This is a genomic window from Rhizobium sp. 05N49, assembly GCF_056396805.1.
Genome location: NZ_JBFTME010000004.1, coordinates 21,790 through 45,546, shown reverse-complemented (window position 1 = coordinate 45,546; position 23,757 = coordinate 21,790). Strand labels below are relative to the sequence as shown.

The 23,757-nt window shown below is 60.4% G+C and carries 20 protein-coding genes; 12 read left to right on the top strand and 8 right to left on the bottom strand.

Annotation, left to right across the window (positions count from 1 at the left end):
- The first annotated feature begins 14 nt into the window (after nt 1-14).
- Genes AC1DF8_RS09840 through AC1DF8_RS09820 form a run of 5 tightly spaced genes read left to right on the top strand, consistent with a single transcriptional unit; the run spans nt 15 to nt 5,169 of the window.
- Complete coding sequence (locus tag AC1DF8_RS09840; RefSeq protein ID WP_112546397.1) at nt 15-1,346, top strand: ABC transporter substrate-binding protein; 1,332 nt, start codon at nt 15-17, stop codon at nt 1,344-1,346.
- Entirely contained in the window at nt 1,346-2,284 is a 939-nt protein-coding gene (locus tag AC1DF8_RS09835; RefSeq protein WP_478153215.1) for a carbohydrate ABC transporter permease, read from the top strand. The genes AC1DF8_RS09840 and AC1DF8_RS09835 overlap by 1 nt, the downstream gene beginning before the upstream one ends.
- On the top strand, nt 2,284-3,105 hold the full coding sequence (locus tag AC1DF8_RS09830) for a carbohydrate ABC transporter permease (protein ID WP_007816916.1): 822 nt from the start codon (nt 2,284-2,286) through the stop codon (nt 3,103-3,105). The genes AC1DF8_RS09835 and AC1DF8_RS09830 overlap by 1 nt, the downstream gene beginning before the upstream one ends.
- 25 nt (nt 3,106-3,130) lie before the next feature.
- On the top strand, nt 3,131-4,186 hold the full coding sequence (locus tag AC1DF8_RS09825) for an ABC transporter ATP-binding protein (protein WP_112971770.1): 1,056 nt from the start codon (nt 3,131-3,133) through the stop codon (nt 4,184-4,186).
- Complete coding sequence (locus AC1DF8_RS09820) at nt 4,183-5,169, top strand: PfkB family carbohydrate kinase (protein WP_478153212.1); 987 nt, start codon at nt 4,183-4,185, stop codon at nt 5,167-5,169. Before AC1DF8_RS09825 ends, AC1DF8_RS09820 begins: the two co-directional genes overlap by 4 nt.
- 4 nt (nt 5,170-5,173) lie before the next feature.
- Here the strand turns inward: AC1DF8_RS09820 and AC1DF8_RS09815 are convergent, their stop codons facing one another.
- Nucleotides 5,174-5,839, bottom strand: coding sequence for a GntR family transcriptional regulator (locus AC1DF8_RS09815; protein ID WP_478153708.1), 666 nt, complete (start codon nt 5,837-5,839; stop codon nt 5,174-5,176).
- A gap of 32 nt (nt 5,840-5,871) precedes the next feature.
- Nucleotides 5,872-6,897: a Gfo/Idh/MocA family protein gene (locus tag AC1DF8_RS09810; protein WP_478153210.1), complete on the bottom strand. Its 1,026-nt coding sequence runs from the start codon at nt 6,895-6,897 to the stop codon at nt 5,872-5,874.
- Nucleotides 6,898-7,117: 220 nt separating this feature from the next.
- On the opposite strand from AC1DF8_RS09810, the gene AC1DF8_RS09805 reads away from it, so the two are divergent.
- The 5 genes from AC1DF8_RS09805 (at nt 7,118) to AC1DF8_RS09785 (ending at nt 12,353) form a co-directional block, all read left to right on the top strand.
- Nucleotides 7,118-8,830 (top strand): IlvD/Edd family dehydratase, encoded by a 1,713-nt coding sequence (locus tag AC1DF8_RS09805; protein WP_478153208.1) that lies wholly within the window; start codon nt 7,118-7,120, stop codon nt 8,828-8,830.
- Nucleotides 8,827-9,699 (top strand): amidohydrolase family protein, encoded by an 873-nt coding sequence (locus AC1DF8_RS09800; protein WP_478153206.1) that lies wholly within the window; start codon nt 8,827-8,829, stop codon nt 9,697-9,699. The genes AC1DF8_RS09805 and AC1DF8_RS09800 overlap by 4 nt, the downstream gene beginning before the upstream one ends.
- Before the next feature lie 107 nt (nt 9,700-9,806).
- Nucleotides 9,807-11,426, top strand: a complete 1,620-nt coding sequence (locus AC1DF8_RS09795; RefSeq protein WP_478153204.1) for a GMC family oxidoreductase — start codon at nt 9,807-9,809, stop codon at nt 11,424-11,426.
- Nucleotides 11,427-11,498: 72 nt separating this feature from the next.
- A complete protein-coding gene (locus AC1DF8_RS09790) occupies nt 11,499-11,849 on the top strand; it encodes an MbcA/ParS/Xre antitoxin family protein (protein WP_112546387.1) in 351 nt (116 codons plus the stop codon).
- A gap of 9 nt (nt 11,850-11,858) precedes the next feature.
- Nucleotides 11,859-12,353 carry an RES family NAD+ phosphorylase gene (locus AC1DF8_RS09785; RefSeq protein WP_478153202.1) on the top strand — a complete coding sequence of 165 codons (495 nt, stop codon included), beginning with the start codon at nt 11,859-11,861 and terminating at the stop codon, nt 12,351-12,353.
- Between the two features lie 55 nt (nt 12,354-12,408).
- Here AC1DF8_RS09785 and melA (AC1DF8_RS09780) read toward each other — a convergent pair whose 3' ends face one another.
- The 6 genes from melA (AC1DF8_RS09780) to melA (AC1DF8_RS09755) all read right to left on the bottom strand — a co-directional run bounded on the left by melA (AC1DF8_RS09780) (nt 12,409) and on the right by melA (AC1DF8_RS09755) (nt 21,411).
- Nucleotides 12,409-13,773 carry an alpha-glucosidase/alpha-galactosidase gene (gene melA, locus AC1DF8_RS09780; protein ID WP_113213097.1) on the bottom strand — a complete coding sequence of 455 codons (1,365 nt, stop codon included), beginning with the start codon at nt 13,771-13,773 and terminating at the stop codon, nt 12,409-12,411.
- 22 nt (nt 13,774-13,795) lie between these two features.
- Nucleotides 13,796-15,463 carry an ABC transporter ATP-binding protein gene (locus AC1DF8_RS09775; RefSeq protein ID WP_478153199.1) on the bottom strand — a complete coding sequence of 556 codons (1,668 nt, stop codon included), beginning with the start codon at nt 15,461-15,463 and terminating at the stop codon, nt 13,796-13,798.
- Between the two features lie 10 nt (nt 15,464-15,473).
- Nucleotides 15,474-16,607 carry an ABC transporter permease gene (locus tag AC1DF8_RS09770; protein ID WP_112546384.1) on the bottom strand — a complete coding sequence of 378 codons (1,134 nt, stop codon included), beginning with the start codon at nt 16,605-16,607 and terminating at the stop codon, nt 15,474-15,476.
- A gap of 1 nt (nt 16,608) precedes the next feature.
- Nucleotides 16,609-17,616: an ABC transporter permease gene (locus AC1DF8_RS09765; protein WP_112546383.1), complete on the bottom strand. Its 1,008-nt coding sequence runs from the start codon at nt 17,614-17,616 to the stop codon at nt 16,609-16,611.
- 118 nt (nt 17,617-17,734) lie between these two features.
- Nucleotides 17,735-19,822: an ABC transporter substrate-binding protein gene (locus AC1DF8_RS09760; protein ID WP_112546382.1), complete on the bottom strand. Its 2,088-nt coding sequence runs from the start codon at nt 19,820-19,822 to the stop codon at nt 17,735-17,737.
- Nucleotides 19,823-19,944: 122 nt separating this feature from the next.
- Nucleotides 19,945-21,411: an alpha-glucosidase/alpha-galactosidase gene (melA, locus tag AC1DF8_RS09755; RefSeq protein ID WP_113014680.1), complete on the bottom strand. Its 1,467-nt coding sequence runs from the start codon at nt 21,409-21,411 to the stop codon at nt 19,945-19,947.
- A 214-nt stretch (nt 21,412-21,625) separates the two neighbouring features.
- Between melA (AC1DF8_RS09755) and AC1DF8_RS09750 the strand changes: the two genes are divergently transcribed.
- Together AC1DF8_RS09750 and AC1DF8_RS09745 are read left to right on the top strand one after the other, a co-directional pair.
- Nucleotides 21,626-22,501, top strand: a complete 876-nt coding sequence (locus AC1DF8_RS09750; protein WP_112546381.1) for an AraC family transcriptional regulator — start codon at nt 21,626-21,628, stop codon at nt 22,499-22,501.
- 203 nt (nt 22,502-22,704) lie between these two features.
- Nucleotides 22,705-23,733, top strand: a complete 1,029-nt coding sequence (locus tag AC1DF8_RS09745; protein WP_112546380.1) for a zinc transporter ZntB — start codon at nt 22,705-22,707, stop codon at nt 23,731-23,733.
- Nucleotides 23,734-23,757 lie beyond the last annotated feature (24 nt).

Sequence of the window (23,757 nt, the reverse complement as noted above, 5' to 3'; positions counted from 1 at the left end):
AGGAGGAGAGCAGCATGTCATCATCATTCATTCGTCCGACGCGCCGAAACTTTCTGGCCGGTTCAGCAGCCGTCGGCGCTGCCGGGCTTCTCGGCATCAGGCCTGCTTCGGCGGCCGTCGACTGGAAGCGCTTTGCCGGAACGACGCTCGAGGTCAATCTCGTCAAGAGCCCGCGTAGCGAGACGATCCTCAAATATCTGAGCGAGTTCGAAGCGCTGACCGGCATCAAGGTCAATGCCGAGGCAACACCGGAGCAGCAGCAGCGCCAGAAGACGACGATCGAACTCAGCTCCGGCAAGCCCAGCTTCGACGTCGTGCACCTCAGCTATCACGTCCAGAAGCGCCAGTTCGAAAAGGGCGGCTGGCTTGCCGACATCAGCGGCTTCATCAAGGATCCGTCGCTGACCGACCCATCTCTGGTCGAAAGCGACTTTGCAGAAGCCGGCCTGCAGTTTGCCAAGGACTCGCAAGGCGTGCTGCGCTCGCTTCCCTTCTCGGTGGACTACTGGATCGTCTACTGGAACAAGGAACTGTTCGAGAAGAAGGGCCTGTCCTATCCGTCGACATTCGATGAGATGGCTAGTGCCGCTGAAGCCCTGACCGATAAGTCCTCCAATACCTACGGCTTCGTGGCTCGTGGCCTCAAGAATGCCAACGTTCCGGTTTGGACCACCCTGCTGCTCGGCTATGGCTCGACGCCGCTCGGCCCGGATGGAAAGCTGCGCACCACCTCTGACGAAGCCGTCGAGGCGGCCAAGATGTATCAGCGTCTGATGACGAAGTCTGCGCCTGTTGGCGTATCCGGCTTCAACTGGGCGGAGGCACAGTCTGCCTTCCTGCAGGGCAAGGTCGGCATGTGGCTCGATGGCGTCGGCTTCGCGCCGCCGATCGAGAATCCGGAAAAGTCCCGCGTCGTCGGCAAGGTCGGCTACGGCATCATGCCGAAGGGACCAAAGGCACAGGCGGCCGCAACGACCGGTGACGGCATCGGCGTCACCGCCGCCAGCAAGAATAAGGAAGCGGCCTATCTCTTCTGCCAGTGGGTCATTTCCCACGACATGGGCGCGCGCCTTCTGCAGGCGGGTGCCGGCGTTCCCTTCCGCAATTCGATTCTCGAAGACGCCAAGGTTCGCGAGGGCGTCACCATGCCGAGCACCTGGGTCGATGCCGTTGCGGGCTCGGCAAAGGTCTCGCAGCTCGCGCTGCCGGTCATCATTCCGGTCACCGAGTTCCGCGACATCTATGGCGTCGGCTTGACCAACATGATCGGCGGCGCCGATCCGGCAGCGGAACTGAAGAGCGCCACGGCGCAGTTCGAACCGGTACTGGCCCGAAGCGAGGGATAATGGCATCCGTGAGCATGGACACCACGCGATCGAATAGCGTCGCAAACGGGAGGAGCAAGCCAGGTCGGCTTGCTCCGAACTACTGGCCCTTCGTTGTCCCGGCGCTGCTCGTCATCGCCGCGGTCATCGTGTTTCCTTGGGTGTTTACGCTCTGGATGAGCGTGAACAGCTGGACCTTGGGCCAGCCGGTGGTTTTTGCCGGTCTGGACAATTACACCCGGCTGCTGGTGGACATGCGCTTCTGGGAATCGCTTTGGCACACGGCGCTCTACACGCTGCTTGCCGTCGTCGCCCCTCTCATCCTGGGCACGCTCGCCGCCCTGATTTTCGACGCACAGTTTCCGTTCCGCGGATTGCTGCGGGGCGTTTTCGTCATGCCGATGATGGCGACACCGGTCGCCATAGCGCTCGTCTGGACGATGATGTTCCATCCGCAGCTCGGCGTGCTCAATTACCTGCTGTCGCTCGTGGGCATCGGGCCGCAGGAATGGATCTACAACCAGAACAGCGTCATTCCCTCGCTCGTGCTGGTCGAGACCTGGCAATGGACACCGCTGATCATGCTGATCGTTCTCGGGGGCCTGGCGGCCGTTCCGCGCGAACCCTATGAGAGTGCCGAAATCGACGGCGCCAACGCCTGGCAGAAGTTCCGCTACCTGACCCTGCCGATGATCGCACCCTTCCTGATGATCGGCGTGATGATCAGAAGCATCGATGCTGTCAAGAGCTTCGATATCATCTATGCGATGACACAGGGCGGGCCAGGCACCGCATCGGAGACGATCAACATCTATCTCTATAATACGGCCTTCTCCTACTATGACATCGGCTACGGGTCGGCGATGGCGGTCGTCTTCTTCATCATGATTGTCGCGCTTTCCTTCGTCCTGATGATGATCCGGCAGCGCGCCAACTGGTCCGACACGGAGACACGCTGATGAAACGCAAGACGATCGATCGTATCGGGCTGCTGTTTGTCGCCCTCGTCATGGTCTCCCCGGTCATCCTCTTCTTCCTCTGGATGATTTCGCTGTCGCTGAAATATGAAATCGACAACGGCGCCTATCCGCCGATCTTCATTCCCGAGCGTTTCGCCTGGTCGAATTACATGAAGGTCTTCGAGGAGAATAATTTCTTCCTCTATTTCTGGAATTCGATCCTCGTAACCGGCGGCGCAACCTTGCTCGCGCTGCTGATCGGCGTACCCGCCGGCTACGGCATCGCGCGGCTCAAGGCGGAGCGTTCCGCCATGGTCATCATGATCGCCCGCATGACGCCAGGCCTGTCCTTCCTCATTCCGCTGTTCCTGCTGTTCCAGTGGCTGAACCTTCTCGGCACGCTCTGGCCGCAGATCATCATCCATCTGGTGGTAACGGTGCCGATCGTCGTCTGGATCATGATCGGCTATTTCGAAACGACGCCGATGGAGCTTGAAGAGGCGGCCAGCATCGACGGTGCGACCTCCTGGCAGGTCTTCCGTCTGGTGGCGCTGCCGATCGCCAAGCCCGGCATCGTCGTGGCTTTCATCCTCTCGGTCATCTTCTCCTGGAACAACTTCGTCTTCGGCATCGTGCTTGCCAGCCGCGAGACCAGAACCCTGCCTGTGGCCGTCTATAACATGCTCTCGTTCGAGCAGGTCAGTTGGGGGCCGCTTGCTGCAGCCGCACTCATCGTAACCCTGCCCGTGCTGGTACTCACCATGTTTGCGCAAAAGCAGATCGTTGCGGGCCTGACGGCTGGTGCCGTCAAGGGCGGCTGACCCAGGCATTCATAGGACCATCAACATGGCAAATGTGAATATTCGAAACGTCCAGAAACGCTTTGGTGCCGTCAATGTCATCAGGGACATCAGCGTTGATATCGCCGACGGAGAATTCGTTGTGCTCGTCGGTCCGTCCGGCTGCGGCAAATCCACCCTGCTGCGCATGATTGCCGGCCTGGAGGAAATGAGCGACGGCGAAATCCGGATCGGTGCTCGTGACGTCAGCAACCTGAGGGCCCGCGACCGCGATATCGCAATGGTCTTCCAGAACTATGCGCTCTATCCGCATATGAGCGTCGCCGACAATATGGGCTTTGCTCTGAAGCTGAAAAAGGCTGATACGTCGGAGATTTCCGAACGGGTCACTAAGGCGGCTAACATCCTTGGCCTTGAAAAGCTGCTCGACCGTTATCCCAAACAGCTCTCAGGGGGCCAGCGTCAGCGTGTCGCCATGGGCCGCGCATTGGTGCGCGATCCGCAAGTCTTCTTGTTCGACGAGCCGCTTTCCAATCTCGATGCGAAGTTGCGCGTGCAGATGCGCGCCGAAATCAAATCGCTGCATCAGCGTATCAAGACGACGACGATCTATGTCACCCACGACCAGATCGAGGCGATGACGATGGCTGACAAGATCGTTGTTCTGCATGATGGCGTCATCGAGCAGGTCGGCGCTCCCCTGGAACTCTATGACCGCCCCGCCAATCTTTTCGTCGCCGGCTTTATCGGCTCGCCCTCGATGAATTTCATCGACGGCAGGATTGAAGAAGGTGTCTTCCGCACCGAAATGGGCCTCATCTTGCCACTGCCGGAAAACATCAAGAGCGCACCACCCGCTGGTCAGCTCGTCTACGGTATCCGTCCCGAACATATTCGCGCCAGCCAAGGCGGCATTGGCGGCCGTGCCGAAATCGTCGAGGGAACGGGATCGGAAATCTTCGCCAAGCTGGATTGCAATGGCGAACAGATTTCCTGCCTCTTCCGTGAACGGCTGGCAATCGCGTACGGCGACACAGTTTCGATCGCGATCGATCCGGCAAGTGTCCATCTCTTCGACAAGTCAACTGGCCGACGCATTTGACCCCGACCTTCTCCGATGCGGGCAGCAAGCCGCGCCACGTGCTCTGCGTCGGTGCTGCCGTGCTCGATACACTGTTTCGTGTCCGCACGATCCCGCAGACGCCGGGTAAGGTTCTGCCCTATGAAATGCTGCAAGTGGCCGAGGGCATGGCTTCCAGTGCGGCCTATGCGATCGTGCGCCTCGGTGGTCTTGCAAGCCTGTGGGGCGCCGTCGGCGACGATCCGGCCGGCCAGCAGATCCTGTCAGAGCTCGAACAAGCGGGAATTGATGTCGGCGGCAGCGCCCGGGTTGCCGGCGCCCGTTCGGCCGTTTCGACGATCCTCATCGACGACGATGGCGAAAGGCTGATCGTTCCCTTCTACGATCCGCGACTGCACGAACACGTTAGGGAGGTCACGGCCGACGATCTCGCGGCGTTCAATGCCGTCATGGTGGATGTGCGCTGGCCCGCTCTTGCCCTGAAGGTCCTGCAAGCAGCAAGGGCAGCCGGAAAGCCCGCAATCCTGGATGGCGATGTCGCTGCGCCTCGCATCATCGACATGCTGGCGAAACATGCCGACCACATCATCTTTTCAGAGCCGGCAGCCGGTAGCCTTTCGCAGATCGACGATCCGGCCGGCATGGTACCGCATCTCAAGACGCAATATCCGCAGGCCTTGATCGTGGTCACCGCCGGGGAGCGCGGCAGCTATTGGTGGAACGAAGAAACAGCTGACGTCGCACATGTGCCTGCATTTCGGGTCAAGACGGTCGACACACTGGCGGCCGGGGATATTTTCCATGGCGCCTATGCGTTGGCGGTCACGGAGGGATTGACGACAAATGCGGCCATCCGGATGGCCTCTGCCGCCGCAGCGTTGAAATGCAGCACCTTTGGCGGGCGGCTCGGCGCACCGCAGCGTGCCGAGGTTTCGGCTTTGCTGGGGGAAGGCGATCGCACGCCAACGGCGGCAGCCGATATGATTGCCGGCCAATCCATCTAGGACCTCAGTTTTCGCTTACATAGGCCAGGTAGCGCTTCTTGCTCGGCTGCAGGTGATCGACACAGAGCTGCGCCAGGACCCAGTTGTCCCTGCCTTTCAGCATCTCGATCATCAGCCGATGATGTTCGTGTGAGATCTGCAGCGATTCCTTGCTGGACATGGAATTGGCGCGCACCGGCAGGCTGAGGCGCATATAGAGTTCGATCGACTGGACGAGATGGGAATTGCCACAGGCCCCGAAGAGCGTCAGGTGGAACCGGTCGTTCGTCTCGTGCACGCCGCGCAGATAGCCGGATTCCACATGCCGGCCGTGCTCTTCATGCAGGACCGTCAGTTCAGCGATCAGCTCGTCGGGTGCCGGCAATGGAATCCAGAGCGCGGCCTGCCGCTGCAGCAGCTCGCGCACGTCATAGATCTCCTGCACCTGTCGAGGGGTCAGCGAACGGACAGTGGCACCCTTATTGCGCTCGCGCACGACAATGCCCATCGCCTCCAATTGGACAATCGCCTGGCGGGCGAAATGGCGGGTGACATGGAAGCGCGCCAGCAGCGTGTCTTCGGTCAGCCGCGTGCCTGGCGCCAGCCGTCCGAAGATGATGTCTTCCTCAAGGGCGCGCGCGATGCTCAGGTCGTCGTGTTCGATCTCGCCTTCACTGATATCGTCAAGCATCTGCATCCATAATCCTCCGGCGGCTGGCCATCTTATCGCGGTTTGCCTCGAGCGTCGAACCGGCTCAGCCGATAGATATCTTCAACCAGCGCCAGCGTCTTCATGTTATCGTCGGGAACAGTCTCCATCGCCGCACGCCCCTCCAGCCCGTCGAGGAAATGCGCGATCGTTGCATCATAGGCGCCCTGATAGACCGCATCCGCATCAAATTCCTCCAGGCGCTGGATTTGCCCCTTCGCCGAAAGACTGATGCCGTCCAGTTCCAGCGTCGCCTGTGTACCAAAAACCCGCAGATGGTCACGCGGCGCCGGCGGAGCGCCATACACCGCGAGATTGGCGTTTACAGTGACCATCACCCCGTCGTCCAGACGGCGCAGGACGACGGACGCAACATCTTCGGCGACAATGTCGTCATTGCTGCGCTCGAGATGTGCGGCAACAACCTCCATCTCGCCGAACAGGTAGCGCAGCGTATCCAGGTGATGGATCATCACCTCCATGACAAGAAGGCGTTCCTGTGTGCGGAAAAACGGCTGGCGGACGAGCGCCGGCCTTCTGCCCTCACCGTCTGCAATCATCCCACTCGACAGGAATTCGAATTGGACCTGCCTGACGGCGCCCGCGATGCCCTCCTCCAGCCATGCCTTCAGCCGGCGATAGTAAGCGCGAAACCGCCAGTTTTCATGCACCATCAACCGGATCGACGGCGGCAAACCGGCGACGAGAGCAGCGGCCTGATCGTAGTTGGGCGCGAGCGGCTTCTGGCAGATGATATCGAGGCCCCTTGCCGCGGCAAGCCGCACAAGCGCAACATGGGCCTCGCGCGGCGCGCAGATATCGACCGCATCGAGCGCTTCATTCGCCAGCATCGCCTCGGCAGTCGCGTAAGCGCGTGGAATGCCAAAGTGCTGGCTTTTGGCCTCGCGCGCCTCGGTGGAGGGATCGGCGATCGCGACGATCTCGGCGCGCGCCGACTGTTTTGCCCATGCCGGCAGATGATATTCACTCACCCAGCCGGCGCCAATAATCCCTACACGCCTTCGCCTGATCTCTTCCATAAATCACCGCACCCTATTTTATCGATAATCTAAGCGCCGCCGGCCGGAAAGCCAATGCGTAATGCAGATAAAAAACGGAAAATATCGTGAATTATATTGAGTTTTCTTTATAAAAATCGCCGACCAAGCCAATTCGCATGCGTGTCGCCATATCTTATTTATTGACAATCCTGCATATCCCACTAGGCTTGAGATCAATTTAAGGGACGAGGGAGGAACAATGTCGAGCGGTCTTCGTCGCAAGCTGACGAGTTACGGCGATCAGGGTTTTTCCCTTTTCCTCCGAAAGGCCTTTATCAAGGCGATGGGCTATTCGGACGATGCCCTCGATCGCCCGATCGTGGGGATTGCCAATACCTACAGCGATTTCAACCCCTGCCACGGCAATGTCCCGCAGCTGATCGAAGCGGCCAAGCGCGGCGTCATGCTGGCCGGCGCCATGCCGATGGTCTTCCCGACAATTTCCATCCACGAGAGCTTTGCCTCGCCGACCTCGATGTATTTGCGCAATCTGATGGCGATGGAAACCGAGGAGATGATCCGCGCTCAGCCGATGGATGCAGTGATCCTGATCGGCGGCTGCGACAAGACCCTGCCGGCGCAGATCATGGCCGCCGCCAGCAGCGAGATCCCGGCAATCTTCCTGCCGACAGGGCCGATGGCCGTCGGCCATCACAAGGGCGAAAGGCTCGGCGCCTGCACCGATTGCCGCCGTTTCTGGGGCCGCTTCCGCGCAGGCGAAATCGACGAGGCGGAGATTACCGATGTCAATAACAAGCTCGCAAGCTCGATCGGCACCTGCACGGTCATGGGAACGGCGAGCACCATGGCCAACCTGACCGAGGTGATGGGTCTCTGCCTGCCGCGGGCGGGGTCGGCACCCGCGGCCGAATCCGAGCGGGTACGGCTTGCCGAAGAGACGGGCCGCGTCGCCGCCGCGCTTGCAGCCAACCCGGACGCGCCGACTGTCCGCGATATCCTGACCCCAGCGGCCATCCGCAACGGTCTTGTCGCCCTGCAGGCGATGGGCGGCTCGACCAATGCCGTCGTCCACCTTGCCGCCATTACCGGGCGGCTGGGCATTCGCCTCGACATGGCCGAGCTCGACAGGCTGGGCAAGGTCATACCACTTCTCGTCGATCTGCAGCCTTCCGGCCAGCACTATATGGAACAGTTCCACGAGGCCGGCGGTGTGCAGACGCTGCTGAAAGCCGTTCGTCACGAGATCGACGGCAGCCAGCAGACGGTCTACGGAAAGACCATTGGCGAGGTGATCGACGCCGCCCCCGACGAGCCTGGGCAGACAATCATTCGTACCGTCGAAAAGCCGCTGAAGCCGATCGGCACCATTGCCGTACTCCATGGCAATCTCGCGCCTCGCGGCGCAGTCATCAAACAATCTGCCGCATCGAAGGATCTGCTGCAACACGAGGGGCGAGCGGTCTTGTTCGATTCCGTCGAGGACATGACCCTGCGGATCGACAGCGACGACCTTGACGTCAGTGCCGACGATATTCTTGTTCTGCGCAATGCCGGTCCGAAGGGCGCGCCCGGCATGCCCGAAGCCGGATACCTGCCGATCCCGCGCAAGCTCGCCCGGCAAGGCGTCAAGGACATGGTGCGGATCTCCGATGCCCGCATGAGCGGTACCGCCTTCGGGACCATCGTACTCCACATCGCCCCCGAGGCTGCCGCCGGCGGACCCTTGGCGATCGTCAAAACGGGTGACCGCATCCGGCTCGACGTCAAGGAGAGACGCATTGACCTTTCCATCGACCAGGCCGAATTCGACCGGCGGATGGCGGAACTCGGAGAGATATCGGCTGCTGAGCCCGTGCGCGGTTATGCGAAACTCTACCATACGCGCGTGTTGCAGGCCGATGAAGGCGTCGATTTCGACTTCCTCCAGCATGAGGAACTGGATCGGAAATGAGCCAGCCGGACAGTGAAGCGCCATTCTGCCTGCCACGTCTGCCATTGACCCGTCTTCCGAACAAGCCACTGCCTCAGGGCACGATCGACACGCATTTCCATGTCTTCCGGTCGGACGCACCCCTCAACACGCCGCGCAGCTATACGCCAGAGATCGCGACGACGGCCGACTGGATCGCCTTTGCCGACCGGCTCGGTATCGGCAGGGGCATTCTCGTGCAGCCGAGCGTCTACGGCCTCGACAACCGGGTGCTTGCCGAGGCGCTGACTGCCTTTCCAAAACGCCTTCGTGGCATTGTCGTCATCGATCCCGAGACGAGTGCCGAAGAGATCGCCCGCCTCGACGGGCTTGGCGTCCGCGGTGTGCGCATCAACACCCGCAACAAGGGCGGCCTGCCGCTGGCAGCCGCCGAAAAGCTTGCTGCGGCCGTCCGTGAGTTCGGCTGGTCGCTGCAGTTTCAGATCAATCCGGACCAGATCGATGATCTCGCCGGGCGGTTGCCGCCTCTCGGTGTCCGCTTCGTCATCGATCATCTGGGCTTCATACCGCTCACCGTCAGCGCATGGCGCCAGCATCTTCCGGCGCTGCAGCGGCTAGCCGATCATGTCGGCGGATATATCAAGCTCACGGCGCCCTATCGGCTGACGCGTGACCGCGGCTATCCCGGCTTTGCCGAAGTGGTCCGCGCGCTTGCGGCCAGCCATCCGGAAAAACTGCTCTGGGGCAGCGATTGGCCGCACACCGAACTCTGGAGCGATATGCCAGATGATGCCGACCTGATCGATGGAATGCAGGATGCAATCGGCGACCCCGCGCTTGCCCGTAAAATCTTCATCGAGAATGCCGAAGCGCTATTCTTTGAGCGCTGAGCGCAAAGCGCCTTGACGATCGCCAGTGGCATCTATGTCATTGTTGTCACTCGCTTTGTCAGTCAATTGCGAGTCGGCGGATACCATCATCCCGGTTCGGAGGAAATGTGAGCAAGAGCTATGACTTCATCATTGCTGGTGGCGGATCCGCGGCCTCGGTTGCAGCTATGCGGCTGGTGCGGGATTTTGGATTTTCGGTGCTCATCATCGAACGCGGGCCCCGCGATACGGCGAGGCTTATGTCCTTTCCTGCCGGTTACATGAAATACCTTGCCCGCGACGATTTCCTCGAGATGCACCACACGGTGGCGCAGCCGCAACTCGGCGGCCGTGGCCCGATCGTGCCGGTCGCAAAAGCGCTTGGTGGCGGCAGCGCGGTCAATGCCATGGTGTATATGCGCGGCCAGAAGGAGGACTATGACAGTTGGGCCGCCTATCTCGGCAACGGGGCAGAGTGGTCCTATACGGATATGCTGCCGCATTTTAAAGGCATCGAAGCAAACAGCCGTTTCAATAACGAATTCCACGGCATTTCCGGCAATCTGCGCGTCTCCGAGCCGCGCCATATCTCGGATACGACCGAGGATTTCATCCTTGCGGCCCAGGGGCTCGGCCATCCCTACAATCCCGATTTCAACGGCGTCAGGCAGAATGGCGTCGGTATCATGCAACATACCTTCGCCAAATGGGGCCGGCGCACGGAACGCTCGGATGCGAAGAAAGCCTTCCTCGATCCGCTCTCGGGCGACAGCAGGCTGGAGATCATCACCGAAGCCCGCGTCGATCGCCTGATCATCAGGAACGGTCGCGCCGTCGGCGTCTCCTATACGCGGGCTGGCCAGACGCATGAGACCACGGCCGAACGCGAAGTGCTCGTCGCGTCGGGAACCTATAACAGCGCCAAGCTGCTGATGCTCTCGGGCATCGGGCCTGCCGACCACCTGCGCGAACACGGCATCGAGGTGGTAGCGGACCTTCCAGGTGTCGGTGCCAATCTGCAGGATCATCATGAGGTTCCCGTCATCGCCACCACGAAAGACAAATCAGGCTATTTCGGCGAGGACAAGGGCTGGCCGATGATCCGCAACGGGCTTCAGTATCTGCTCTTCGATTCCGGGCCGGTGACGACGACAGGCATCGAGTCCTGCCTCTTCTACGATCCCGATGGCGGTGAGCGGCCGACGATCCAGCTCTATTGCGCGCCGATCGTCTACCTCGACCGTGATGTCTCCTCCGCCAAGCCGACCTGGGGCGTGACCTTCACCTCCTGCCTGCTTCGCCCGAAGGCGCGCGGCAGCGTAAAGCTGCGCTCCGCAAACCCGGCCGAGCAGCCGCTCGTCGACTGCAATTTCTTCGGCGACCCCGATGACCTGCGCCTCACCCTGGCGTCTCTGAAAACGGCGCGACGGCTTCTGGAAACCGAGCCTTTCCGTTCGAAGATCGCCATGGAAATCCTGCCCGGCAAGGCGCTGCAGGATGAGGAGGCACTCACGAAATTCGCCGGCCAGACGGTCAAGACCAACTATCATCCCTCCGGCAGCCTGCGCATGGGACCGGATAACGATCCGATGGCAGTGGTCGATGGCACGCTCAAGGTTCGGGGGGTCGATGGCCTGCGGGTGATCGATTGTTCGATCATTCCCTTCATTCCCTCGGGCAACACGAACGCGCCAGCCATGGCGATCGGCTCCAAGGCGGCCGACATGATCGGCCGGCGACATCGATAAAACGCCGCGATTATTGAATGCCGCTCATTTTGACGCTATATAGTGTCAGTAATACTGGCATGGAGATGGATCATGGGCTTGGCACAATATGCAGATGACGGGCTGTTTGCCCCGCGCAAGATCGCCGATGCCTTTCGCACGACGAGCGAGGAAATTGCCCGCACGGCAGGTCTCGGCAAGGATGCGATCCAGCGCAAGGACCGCCTGCGCTCTGACAAGACGCAACGACGCCTGCGCGAGATGATCGAGGTCGTCAACAAGGTCGAGCCCCGCTTCGGCTCGGCGCTGATGGCCTATGCCTGGTATCGTTCCGAGCCCCTGTCAGGCTTTTCCGGCCAGACGGCTATGCAGCTCGTTCGCGACGGGCGGGCGGAGGAAGTCCTCGACTATATCGATGCGATTGATGCCGGTATCCACGCCTGATCCCGGCCGATGCGCTACGAAGGAAAGCTATATCGCGCACTGAACCCGATCTATGCACGCCAGCCGCTCTCCGGCCGGGGCGCAGAACTTTATGGCGGCCGCTTCAACCCCAAGGGAACGCCAGCGATTTATACCTCGCTCTCTGTGCTGACGGCACTGCGTGAGGCCAATCAGGTCGGCAGCCTGCAGCCGACGACACTCGTCTCCTACGAGGCCGATATCGAACGGATCTTCGACACGAGGGACGCGACCGCCCTTCAAGAGCTCGGTATCGATGCTGCAGCGCTCGCCACAGCAAGCTGGCGCGACGAGATGAAGGCCAAGGGCGAAGCAAGGACGCAAATGCTTGCGCGCGAACTCCTGTCCAACGGCTATCATGGGCTTCTGGTCAGAAGCTTTGCGCCGGCGGCGAGAGCAGACGACCTCAATCTCGTGCTGTGGCAATGGAGCGATAAAGCTCCTTGCCGCCTGACCTTGATCGACGACGAAGGCAGGCTGTCCTAACCGATTGGTGTGATCGGCGCCGACTTTAAACCGGCGCCGATTGCCTTACGGCCTCTCAGGCCGCGCGGACCTTGTTCGGTCGCGCCCATTCGGGCAGCCAGTCGCCATGAGCGGCAAGCAGCTCGTCCACCAGCGACCAGATCTGGTCGAGATCAAGTTCGGCGGCCGTATGCGGGTCCATCATCGCGGCATGATAGATATGCTCCGGATTTTCCGTCATCAGCGCCTGGACCGTCAGTTCCTGGACATTGATATTGGTGCGGATCAGCGCCGTCAGCTGCGGCGGCAGGTCGCCGATAAAGGTCGGCTGGATCCCGGAGGCATCGACCAGGCAGGGCACTTCGGCCGCGCAATTGGACGGCAGCGACGTGATGCAGCCATTGTTGCGCACATTGCCGTAGATAACAGAGGGCTCACCCGTCCAGACCGAATTGATGATCGAGGAAGCATATTCCTTCGATTCCTTTACCTCGATCTTGTCGGCCGAACGATAGGCTTCCGCCTGCCCCTTCCAGCGGGCGATCTGCTCGATGCAGCGCTTCGGATATTCGTCGAGCGGAATGCCGAATTTCTCGATCAGATCCTCACGGCCTTCCTTGATGAAGTAAGGCGTGTATTCGGCAAAATGCTCCGAGCTTTCGGTGACGAAATAGCCGAGCCGCGTCAGCATCTCGTAGCGCACCTTGTTGGGGCAGCGCGGGTTCCAGCCGGGCTTCGGCGCGCGGCCTTCGCGATAGGCGCGAACCAGATCCGGATAGAGGTTCCTGTAGGAACCATCAGGCTGGCGATGCTCGAACTTCAGGTAGAAGGCCATGTGGTTGATGCCGGCCGAGCGGTAGCGGATCTCGTCATAGGGAATGTCGAGGTCATGGGCGAGCTCCATCGCCGTGCCCTGCACGGAATGGCAGAGGCCGACCTGCTTGATATCGGGATATTTTTCGGAAATCGCCCAGGTGTTGATCGCCATCGGGTTTACATATTGCAGCATGATGGCGTTGGGGCAGACAGCGCGGATGTCCTCGCAGATCTTCCAGAGATGCGGCACGGTTCGAAGACCGCGCATGATGCCGCCGACGCCGAGCGTATCGGCAATCGTCTGACGCAGGCCGTATTTCTTCGGCACTTCGAAGTCAGTCACCGTACAGGGTTCGTAGCCGCCGATCTGGAAGGCGACGACGACGAAATCGGCGCCCGAGAGCGCCTTGCGCTGATCGGAATAGGTTTCCGCCTTTGCCTTCACGCCAAGCGTCGAAATCAGCTTGTTGACGACGATGGCGCTTTCTTCCAGTCGCTGCGGATTGATATCCATGAGTGCGATCGTGGCGCCTGACAGCGCCGGACGCTGCAGGATATCGCCGACGATATTCTTCATGAAAACGGTGGAGCCAGCTCCGATGAACGTTATTCTGGGATTTGCCATATAAACCTCCGGCATTCTGAAATTACGCTACCTCGAAAGCGGCTTTGACGAGCCGTTCGGTGTAGGGTGTCTTGGGATTGGAAAGGACTTCGTTGACGGGTCCCTCTTCCATGATCTTGCCGTGCTGCATGACGATGACACGGTGGCAGAGGGCGCGCACGACCTTCAGGTCATGCGAAATGAACAGGTAGCTCAGGCCTCGCTCATCCTGCAGCTTGCGCAGGAGTTCGATGATCTGCGCCTGGACGGACAGATCGAGCGCCGAGGTCGGCTCGTCGAGCAGGATGAATTCCGGCTCCAGTGCGATCGCCCGCGCAATGGCGATGCGCTGGCGCTGGCCACCTGAAAATTCATGCGGGAAGCGCGACAGGATATTGCCCGGCATGCCGGCGGCAGTCAGCGCTTCGCGTACGCGATCCAGCCGCTCACTCTTGGTGGCACCAAGCTTGTTGACGACAAGCCCTTCCTCGATGATCTGGCCGATCGTCATGCGCGGATTGAGCGAGGAGAACGGATCCTGGAAGACGATCTGCATGCGTGAACGCAAGGGGCGCATTTCCGCCCGTGACTTGCCGTGGATCGGCTGCCGGTCGAAATAGATCTCGCCATTATCGGTGTCGTTGAGCCTGAGAATAGCCTGGCCGAAGGTGGTTTTGCCCGAGCCGGATTCACCGACAAGGCCCAGCGTCTCGTGACGCCGCAGCGTCAGATCGAGACTGTCGACGGCGACCAGTTCGCGCAGTTCCGGCCTGAAGAAGCCGCCATGGCGCAGCATGAAGGAGACGCGCACGCCACGGGCGTCGAGAATGATGTCCGATCCCTCCGGCAACGGGTTGGCCTGCCCGCGCGGCTCGGATCCCAGAAGATGCTTGGTATAAGGATGCTGCGGATTGGCGAAGAGCTGCTCGGTGACATTGTGCTCACGCATTTCGCCATGCTGCATCACATAGACATAGTCGGAGAACTTGCGCACGACGGTCAGGTCATGGGTGATCAGGATCACCGCCATCCGCAACTCCGTCTGCAGGTTACGAATGAGGTTCAGGATCTGCGCCTGGACGGTCACGTCGAGTGCCGTCGTCGGCTCGTCGGCAATCAGGACATCGGGATCATTGGCAAGCGCCATCGCAATCATCACGCGCTGGCGCTGGCCGCCCGAAAGCTGGTGCGGATATTGCAGCAGGCGCGCCTCTGGATCGGGGATCTGTACCTGCTTCAAAAGCTCAAGCGCTTTGGCATTGGCCTGCTTGCGGCTCATCTTGCGGTGAACGCGGATCGCTTCGACTATCTGGCTACCGATCGTGTAGATCGGATTCAGGGAACTCATCGGCTCCTGGAAGATCATCGAGATGCGGTCGCCGCGCAGCCTGCGGCGGGCCTTCTCGGAGAATTTCAGGATATTGTTGCCGTCATATTCGACGCTCGATCGCGGCGAGATCACCGCGCGCTTGGAAAGAAGCCCCATGACGGTGCGTGCCGTTACCGATTTGCCGGAGCCGGATTCACCGACGATGGCGATCGTTTCGCCGCGATAGAGCTGGAAGGAAATATCCTTCACGGCTTCGACGGTGCCATGCTCGACCTTGAAATTCACGCCGATATTGCGCGCATCGATAATAGGGCTTTCCTTGCGGCCGTCGTGATCGTGACGGACGGGCGGGGCAAAGGAACTGACAAGAGCAAGAGCCATCTTCATCACCTCAATAGGGATCGACCGCATCGCGCAGACCGTCGCCCAAAGCATTGAAGGCGAAGACGGTGACCAGCACGAAGGCGACGGGCGAGAGAATCCAGGGATAGGTTCCGATGACGGAATAATTCGCGGTATCCTGCAGCATTAGCCCCCAGGAGATCAGCGGCGGCTTCACGGCAAAGCCGAGGAAGCCGAGGAAGGATTCGAGCAGCACGACGCTCGGAATGTGGATGGTGACGGCGACGATCACGTGGCTCATCACATTCGGGAAGATATGCTGGAAGATGATGCGCCGGTCGGTGGCACCAACGGCCATTGCTGCCCGCACATATTCGATACGCGCCAGGGCCAGAGTCTTGCCGCGCACCTCGCGCGACATCTGCGCCCAGCCAAGCGCCGACATGACGAAGATCACGAAGGCGAGGAAGATGTTGGTCGGCGCTGTGATCGGGATCAGCGATGTCAGCGCCAGATAAAGCGGCAGCTGCGGGAAGGCGAGCACCAGCTCGACGAAGCGCTGCACCCAGACATCGAAGGCACCGCCATAGTAGCCTGACACCATCCCGACAGTGGTGCCGACGACCGTCACGATGAAGACCACCGTCAGCGCGATCATCAGCGAGATGCGTGAGCCGATAATGGCGCGCGACAGCACGTCTCGGCCGAACTTGTCGGTACCGAGGAAATGCACGGGCTCGCCATCGACCGTGCCAAAGAAATGGCGATTGGCCGGGATGAGACCGAGTAGATTATAGTCAGCACCCTTCACGAAGAAGCCGAGCAGACGCGGATTGTCATAATCCAGGCCGACGACCGGCTGGAAAGTGACCGGATCGAGCTCTTCGGAATCCGCAAGCGCATAGACGCGCGGCCAGACGAGACTGCCCTCCTTGTCGTGGATGCTGATGAGTTGCGGCGGCGCAAAGCCGACATCGGTCGCCTTCGGATCCATCGGCGCGAAGAAATCGGCAAAGATCGCCATGATGATCAGGAGCCCGACGAGGATGAGGCCGATCATGCCGGTCCAGGAGCGCCGCAGCCGGCGCCAGACCAGAGCCATGTAGCTCTCATTGCCATGGCTGGTATTCTTGACCGTTTCCTCGTGTGGCGGCGGCGGTGTGGAAGAGTCGAAGGCAAACATATCAGGCTCCTCCATATTGACGGACCCGCGGATCGAGCATGGCAAGCAGCATGTCGGCGATGATGTTGCCGACGATCAGCGTCGCCGACAGCACCAGCATGAAAGTCGCGGTGACATAGACGTCACCGATCGCCATGGAGCCGACGATTGCCGGACCGACGGTTGGCAGAGCGAAGATGATCGCGGTCTCGATCTCGCCGGTCAGCATGTAGGGAAGCACGACACCCTGATACATGACGAGCGGATGGAGCGCGTTTGGAACGGCGTGGCGCATGACGACCGCGCCGCCCGAAAGCCCCTTGGCACGCGCGGTCTCGACATATTGGGCGTTCAGCGTATCGAGCAGATTGCCGCGCATGACGCGCATGTTGTAGGCGAGCCCGCCGAAGGTGGCGATCGCGACGACCGGCCAGACGTGGCTTACGAGATCCATGAATTTCGCCCAGGACCACGGCGCTCCTCCATATTGCGGTGAGAAGAAGCTGCCGATTTCCGTCACATTGAACTGGAAGACGAGCAGGTAGACGATGATCAGCGCCATCAGAAAGCGCGGCACCGTCATGCCGAGGAAAGAGATGCCGGAGAGCAGGCTGTCGATCCAGCTATATTGGCGGGTCGCCGCCCAGATGCCGAAAGTGATGCCGAGGATCGACGCGAAAATGTGGCAGACCAGCGCCAGGGCCAGCGTGCGCGGCAGGCGCTCGCCGACAACGTCGGCAACCGGCTTGTTGTAGAACATGCTGTAGCCGAAATCGCCTCTGGTCACGATTCCCGTGATCCAGTTGACGTACTGGACGACCAGCGGCTGATCGAGGCCATGTTCGACACGATAGGCCTGAGCCTGGGCATCGGCTTGCGCGAAGGAAGCGCCGCCCTGATTGATCAACTGCGAACGGATGTAATCGGCATAATCTCCGGGGGGCGCCTGGATAATCGCGAAGGTCACCACGCTCAGGATGAAGAGGACGGGGATCGCCGAGGCGATGCGCATGAGCAGGAATCGTAACATCGGACGGTTCGCTTCTCCTTGCCGCCAGTCGCTCGTCTCAGCGCGGCCGGCTTGTTGATTCTGACCGGCCGCGCGCAGCACTCGCGACCGGAAGCTCTTGTCATTCGGGAGGGAGCTCTTAGTTTATCGGACCCTTGTCCCCGGGCTTACCGGGAAGCTGTTGAGGGAAGAGTTCGTACTTGCCCTGCTTGTCGGCGGCCACCCACACACGCTCGCGGATGACGGAGTCCTCGGCCCAGTTGAACATCATGATCGGCGTGCCCTCGGGAATATTCGAGAAACGCTTGTTGATGATCAGCGCGCCCGGATATTCGGTCAGGCCGACGGTATCGACGTGTTCGGTTGCCGTCTTCTGGTACTGCTTCATGAGGGCCACGCGCTCGTCATTGTCCTGGCTCGTGCGGAACTTGTTGACGATGTCTGCAAGCTCCTTTTCGTAAGGCAGGAGGTCGAGCTGATTATCCTTGCCGGCGCGGTGATGCCAGCTGGTACGTGGGCCGACAGCGGCAAGCTGTTCGGTGTTCTGCACCACGGAGGCGAGCTCGGTTGTGTTGCGCTGGATCAGCCAGTCGAACTGGCCGGCATAGTGCGCATTGTCCCGCTTGGGGCCATCAAGAGCATTGATGATGATCTTGATGCCGAGCTTTTCCATCTGGCCGACGACACCTTCGGCAAGGCTCTTGTCGGTGGTGTAGTCGTTGTTGACGAGAAGCACGATCTCGACGTTCTTGCCGTCAGCTGTTCCGGCCGGGAAGTTCACGAAGCCATCGCCGTCGGTATCCTTCAGGCCGACCTTGGCGAGCAGTGCCTTCGCACCCTTCAGATCGAAGGGATAGTAGACGGTCGAGTTGCGATCATAGAAGCTCGTGCCGGAGGAAAGGCCCCCTGCATAAATCGCCGTGAACGGTCCCTTGACGAGGGAGTCGCCGATTGCCTTGCGGTCGACCGCCATGGTTATAGCCTTGCGGAAGTCCTCGTTGCGGTCGAGTTCGCGGATCGCCTGACTGCGGGCGTCGGGATCACCCCAGCCATTGCCCGACAGGTTCATCCGCAGGTTATAGCCGATGAGGCGCGGACCAAAGGCGAGACGCGCCGGAGCGGTCTTTTCGGCGGCACGCTTCAGCGAGGCAACGAAGTTTTCCGGCTGCTCGAGGTTCGAGAAGTCGGCAGAACCGGCTACAGCCTGCACGTCACGGTCGGCCCAGGTCGAGAGCTTGTAGTGCAGCTCGTTGAGATAGGGCAGCTGATTGCCCTTCTCGTCGACCTTCCAGTAATAGGGATTGCGGCGCATGACGATGATATCGTCAGGCCGATACTCGACCGGCACCCAGGCGCCCATGACCGGCATGTTCATGAATTCCGGCGGGAAGGCGTTCTTGAACTGGTCGTAAGTGTTCTTCGAATATTTCGGGTGCTGGAGTTTGAGAATATGCGACGGACCCGGGCAGAAGTTGGGGTAGGCCATCGTATAGAGGTACTGCTTCGGGAAGGCTTCCTTGAAGGTCCATTCGACTGTGTAGTCGTCGATCTTCGTGAGCGTCGTTCCCTCACCGAAGGCCTCCGGCGATGCACCGCCGCCGAGCGGCGAAACGTTCGGGTCGATGACTTCGTCTTCCCAATAGAACATGAGGTCATCGGCGTTGAAGGGCGCGCCGTCGGACCACTTGGCGCCTTCGATCAGGTGCATGGTCAGCTTGTGACCATCCTGCGACCACTCCCAGCCCTTGGCGAGGTTCGGCAACGGCTCGGTATCCTTGGCTTCCACCTGGAAGAGCGGTGCTGTGCGTGTCAGGCATTCGGAGAGGCCGATATCGATGCCACCCCAGCCCTGCGTTTGACCGGCACCGTAGTTCCAGCCTTCCGGCCGGCCGCCGATGACATGGCGCATCACGTCGCCATAGACGCCGGGACCGTCAGGCATGTTCTCGGTCTTGAAGACCATCGGTTCCTTGGGCAGGCGATCCTTGACCGCCGGCAGCTTGCCGGTGTCGACGAAATTCTTCGTTACCCAGTCCGGCTCATGATATTCGGGCAGCGCCTTGAACTCCAGGATGGAGTCGCGGGACACATATTTGATCTTGCCTTCCGCCGGGAAAGCCGGCGGGGCTGGCGGCACTGTAGGCTCGGACGCATAGGCATTCAGGGCCGCGACTGAAACGCTGAGCGCCAGTCCTGCCAGGATGCCGATCTTACGGAAATTCGTCATCGTCTCTCCCTCTTGTTCCGGAGCGCTTGTACGCGTCTCCGCTTCTCCTCAAACGGTAATGAAGGAAGCTCCAGCGCGACGGCCTTCCTCCCGAAGAACCGCCGCAGCCTCCCTCACCTGACTTAAACGGCTTGCTTCAGCGCGGCCTTTTCAACGCGAAGTTCCTCGATGGAGCGGACATGGCGGCGCGCAGCGCCTTCCCACTCCCTCGTCTTCACCTTGGAATTTGCCAGCCGCTCCTTGGCAGCCGGAACGGCATCAGCATATTGCGGCAGCCAGCGCGCCTGGGCGACCACCATTTCATCGACCATCTGCCAGACCTCTTCCGGGGTGGAGACGGCGCCAACCAGCGGATCGTGCAGTACGGCGAGCTTTAGGAGATCGATATCGCCTGTAACCGCCGCATGCACCGACATGCGCTGGACATTGATCGACGAGATGCAGGTCGCCGCGCAGGCTTCTGGAATGGTGATACCGGAGACCATGTTGATGCCGAAGCGATCGACGAAGCCGGGCGACTCGATGATCGCGTCGGATGGCAGGTTGGTGATGACACCGGTGTTCTTGACGTTGAAGTGACCGCGATAGACACGACCGGTTTCCAGCGCTTCGAGAATATGGCTTGCATGTTCGTTGGAGCGCTTGGCCGGATCGATCGGCTTTTCGGCCGAAGCGAGGAATTGCGGGAATTCCGTCTCGAACCAGTTGCGGGTCTCGGTCGAGTGACGCAGATAGCCGCCGGTCTCGCCATGGATCCAGTCCGACATATCGATCCAGCGGGTGATTTCGTCCGGCCGCTTGCGATACCAGGGCAGGTATTCGGAGAGATGACCGTTGCTTTCCGTCGAATAGACGCCGAAGCGCTTCAAGACGTCGATACGCAGCTTCTCCTGCTGCGAATAGACAGGGTGCGCCTCGAAAGCGGCGACCAGCTCATCCTTGCCGATCTTGCGGCCGTTGAGACGCAGATCGACGAACCAGGTCTGGTGATTGATGCCGGAGCAGATGTAGTCAAGCTCGCTCTGCGACTTGGCGCCCAGCACTTCGGCAATCTGTTCGGCGCCATGTTGGACACCGTGGCAGAGGCCGACCGTATCGACCTTGCCATATTCAATGGCCGCCCAGGTGTTCATCGCCATCGGATTGGCATAGTTCAGGAACTTCGCGCCCGGTGCTGCGACCTCGCGGATATCCTTGCAGAAATCGAGGATGACGGGAATATTGCGCTGGCCATAGAGAATGCCGCCGGCGCAGATCGTATCGCCAACACACTGGTCGATACCGTATTTCAGCGGAATTCTGATGTCGTCGGCATAGGCTTCCAGCCCGCCGACGCGCACGCAGCTGATGACATAACGCGCGCCTTCCAACGCCTTGCGGCGATCTGTCGTGGCCGTCACCTTCGTCGGCAGCTTGTTCGACTCGACGATCTTGTCGAGGATCGCCTTGATCATCTGGAGGTTATGCTCGCTGAGGTCGGTCAGCGCGAATTCGATGTCCTTGAATTCCGGCACGCAGAGAATGTCCGTGAACAGCTTCTTGGTGAAACCGACACTGCCTGCCCCGATAATAGCGATTTTGAAACTCATATCCTTCACCTCGATCCGATCAAATGCTAGGTAAAAAGACGGCAAAGGAGGATCAGGCGGCATGCTTTCGCACATCGTCTGAAAATACCGGTAAATAGCGCCTGTATTCCTCCCGGCCGTTCTTTCGACCGCGATCTCTTCCTCTTGTGAGAGGGGATTATGCGCATATTCGCAGGAGCGGCCAGAGAAGGATTATGCTTTCGAGGGTAATTTTGTGCTGCATGATTTGATCGCCAACGGCCAGTCGATGAGAACCGTTTCGCTGCCGCGCGGACGCCAGCGTTTGCATGCCATGCCCACAAGCGCCGGTTACGAGGTGCGTGAAAACGAGACCTATGATTGGGACGGCAGGAAGCGCGGCCTGACACCCTTCACGGTGCTGCAGCATACGATCAGCGGCACCGGCCGCCTGCGCTACCAGAATCGCAATTACAAGCTCCAGAGCGGCGACACGATGATGGTGCTCGTGCCGCACAATCACCGCTACTGGCTGGAAAAGGGCGACCGCTGGGAATATTTCTGGATCTCGATGAACGGTGAAGAAACGCTGCGCATCCACAAGATGGTGCTGGCACTCGCCGGGCCGGTCTTCAAGCTGCAGCAATCGACCATCGATCATCTGGCGGACTGCAGCCTGCGGCTCGTCAAAGGCGCAAACACACCGGGCTCGGCCTCGGCGGTCGCCTATGAAGCCGCCATGGCGCTCTATGATGACATCTTCGGCGCCTCCGCCTCGATGGCCGAACAACGCGCCATGCAGGCGGTGACCGACCATATCAACGCCAATCTGGAAAAACCGCTTCCGGTCAGCGAGCTTGCGGCGATCGTCGGCTTGAGCCGCGCCCACTTTTCTCGCAGCTTCGCCGAAAGCGAAGGCGTGCCGCCCGCCGAATATGTCCTGCAGCAGCGCCTGCAACGCGCCGCAAAATTGTTGACCAAGGCGGATTTCCTGCCGGTCAAGGAAGTCTCGATCATGTGCGGCTTCGAAGACGCCAATTACTTCGCCAAGGTCTTCCGGCGCGTTTACGGCATCACGCCGACGGAGTTTCGCACGACCGGCATGTATGCGAGCATCGGCCGCGGCCGGTAGGCGATCAATTGAAGACAGAATGTATCCCGCGACAAAATCGCCGGCGCGACCAGGATTTATGGAATTCGATCTAGCACCTCAAGTTCAGACGAATGCCTGCAGCCTTGTTCTCCGGGCACAGACCATCTTGCCGCCTGACAGCGACTCGCTAAGCTGTTGATCTGTGCTTACGGGAGGTGGGCTTTGGCTGCTGGAGGTTATTCATGGGCGAGCAGGTGGTGAGCATCGCAAGTTACGGCGTCGAGCCGGGTTTGCGTTTCGCCGTGCTTCTTGACGGCAATGGCGGCTGTCGCACCCTCGACATGGAAGCAGTGCGCCGATGGACGCCGGATGACGGCGTCATCTGGCTGCATTTCGAACGCGATCATCCAGCCGCTGCCGAATGGGTGACGAGCAGAGGCGGTTTCGACCCGCTCGTCGCCGACGCCTTGCTGGAAGAGGAAACGCGGCCGCGCGTCGAAGCCATCGATGACGGGCTGCTGATCATTCTTCGCGGCGTCTGTGCCGCTCCGCCGGAAGAGGCGGAGGTCAGGTCGGCGGAAATCGATCTCGTTCCCCTTCACGTATGGGCCGATCAGCGCCGGCTGGTGACCCTGCGCGACAGCGGCCACTATATCACCGCCTTGCGCGATATCCGCCTTGCGCTCGACAAGGGCAAGGGCCCGAAACAGACGGGGGAACTGCTCGCTCTTGTCAGCGAAAAGCTGGTTCGCGACCTCGAACCGGTGCTCGACACGATGGACGAAGAGGTCGACGAGCTGGATGAATTGATCTTTCACGGCGAAGCCAGCGAAGTCCGCGAGCGGCTGAAGCAGCTTCGCCGCCGGTCCGTGCAGCTTCGGCGCTATCTCGCCCCTCAGCGCGACGCCCTGAACCGCATCGAGCATGACGACGCACCGTGGCTGAAGGAGCGCGACAAGTTGCGTTTCCGCGAGGTCATCGACAAGCTGATGCGCTTCATCGAATATCTCGACGCCATCCGTGACCGTACCGGCATTCTTCATGACGACCTGTCCACGGTCATCAGCGAAAGGATTGCCCGCAATTCCAATCGCCTCGCCGCGCTCGCCGCCCTGCTGCTACCGCCGAGCGTGGTCGCCGGTCTTTTCGGCATGAATGTTGGCGGTATCCCTGGCGTCAACGATACCTGGGCCTTCATCATCATCGTTGGCTTTGTTGCGGTCACGTCCGTTGCAACGCTGATGGTCCTAAAACGGATCAACTGGCTTTGAGCAGCCAAGGGCAGAGATCCCGAA

Bases quoted from the DNA above. Each gene is read 5' to 3' on its own strand.
- AC1DF8_RS09830 (WP_007816916.1), top strand. From the start codon at position 2,284: ATGAAACGCAAGACGATCGATCGTATCGGGCTGCTGTTTGTCGCCCTC.
- AC1DF8_RS09745 (WP_112546380.1), top strand. From the start codon at position 22,705: ATGGGCGAGCAGGTGGTGAGCATCGCAAGTTACGGCGTCGAGCCGGGT.
- AC1DF8_RS09765 (WP_112546383.1), bottom strand. From the start codon at position 17,616: ATGTTACGATTCCTGCTCATGCGCATCGCCTCGGCGATCCCCGTCCTC.
- AC1DF8_RS09810 (WP_478153210.1), bottom strand. From the start codon at position 6,897: ATGGAAGAGATCAGGCGAAGGCGTGTAGGGATTATTGGCGCCGGCTGG.
- AC1DF8_RS09825 (WP_112971770.1), top strand. From the start codon at position 3,131: ATGGCAAATGTGAATATTCGAAACGTCCAGAAACGCTTTGGTGCCGTC.
- AC1DF8_RS09840 (WP_112546397.1), top strand. From the start codon at position 15: ATGTCATCATCATTCATTCGTCCGACGCGCCGAAACTTTCTGGCCGGT.
- AC1DF8_RS09790 (WP_112546387.1), top strand. From the start codon at position 11,499: ATGGGCTTGGCACAATATGCAGATGACGGGCTGTTTGCCCCGCGCAAG.
- AC1DF8_RS09805 (WP_478153208.1), top strand. From the start codon at position 7,118: ATGTCGAGCGGTCTTCGTCGCAAGCTGACGAGTTACGGCGATCAGGGT.
- AC1DF8_RS09815 (WP_478153708.1), bottom strand. From the start codon at position 5,839: ATGCTTGACGATATCAGTGAAGGCGAGATCGAACACGACGACCTGAGC.
- melA (WP_113014680.1), bottom strand. From the start codon at position 21,411: ATGAGTTTCAAAATCGCTATTATCGGGGCAGGCAGTGTCGGTTTCACC.
- AC1DF8_RS09800 (WP_478153206.1), top strand. From the start codon at position 8,827: ATGAGCCAGCCGGACAGTGAAGCGCCATTCTGCCTGCCACGTCTGCCA.
- AC1DF8_RS09835 (WP_478153215.1), top strand. From the start codon at position 1,346: ATGGCATCCGTGAGCATGGACACCACGCGATCGAATAGCGTCGCAAAC.
- melA (WP_113213097.1), bottom strand. From the start codon at position 13,773: ATGGCAAATCCCAGAATAACGTTCATCGGAGCTGGCTCCACCGTTTTC.
- AC1DF8_RS09760 (WP_112546382.1), bottom strand. From the start codon at position 19,822: ATGACGAATTTCCGTAAGATCGGCATCCTGGCAGGACTGGCGCTCAGC.
- AC1DF8_RS09770 (WP_112546384.1), bottom strand. From the start codon at position 16,607: ATGTTTGCCTTCGACTCTTCCACACCGCCGCCGCCACACGAGGAAACG.
- AC1DF8_RS09775 (WP_478153199.1), bottom strand. From the start codon at position 15,463: ATGGCTCTTGCTCTTGTCAGTTCCTTTGCCCCGCCCGTCCGTCACGAT.
- AC1DF8_RS09785 (WP_478153202.1), top strand. From the start codon at position 11,859: ATGCGCTACGAAGGAAAGCTATATCGCGCACTGAACCCGATCTATGCA.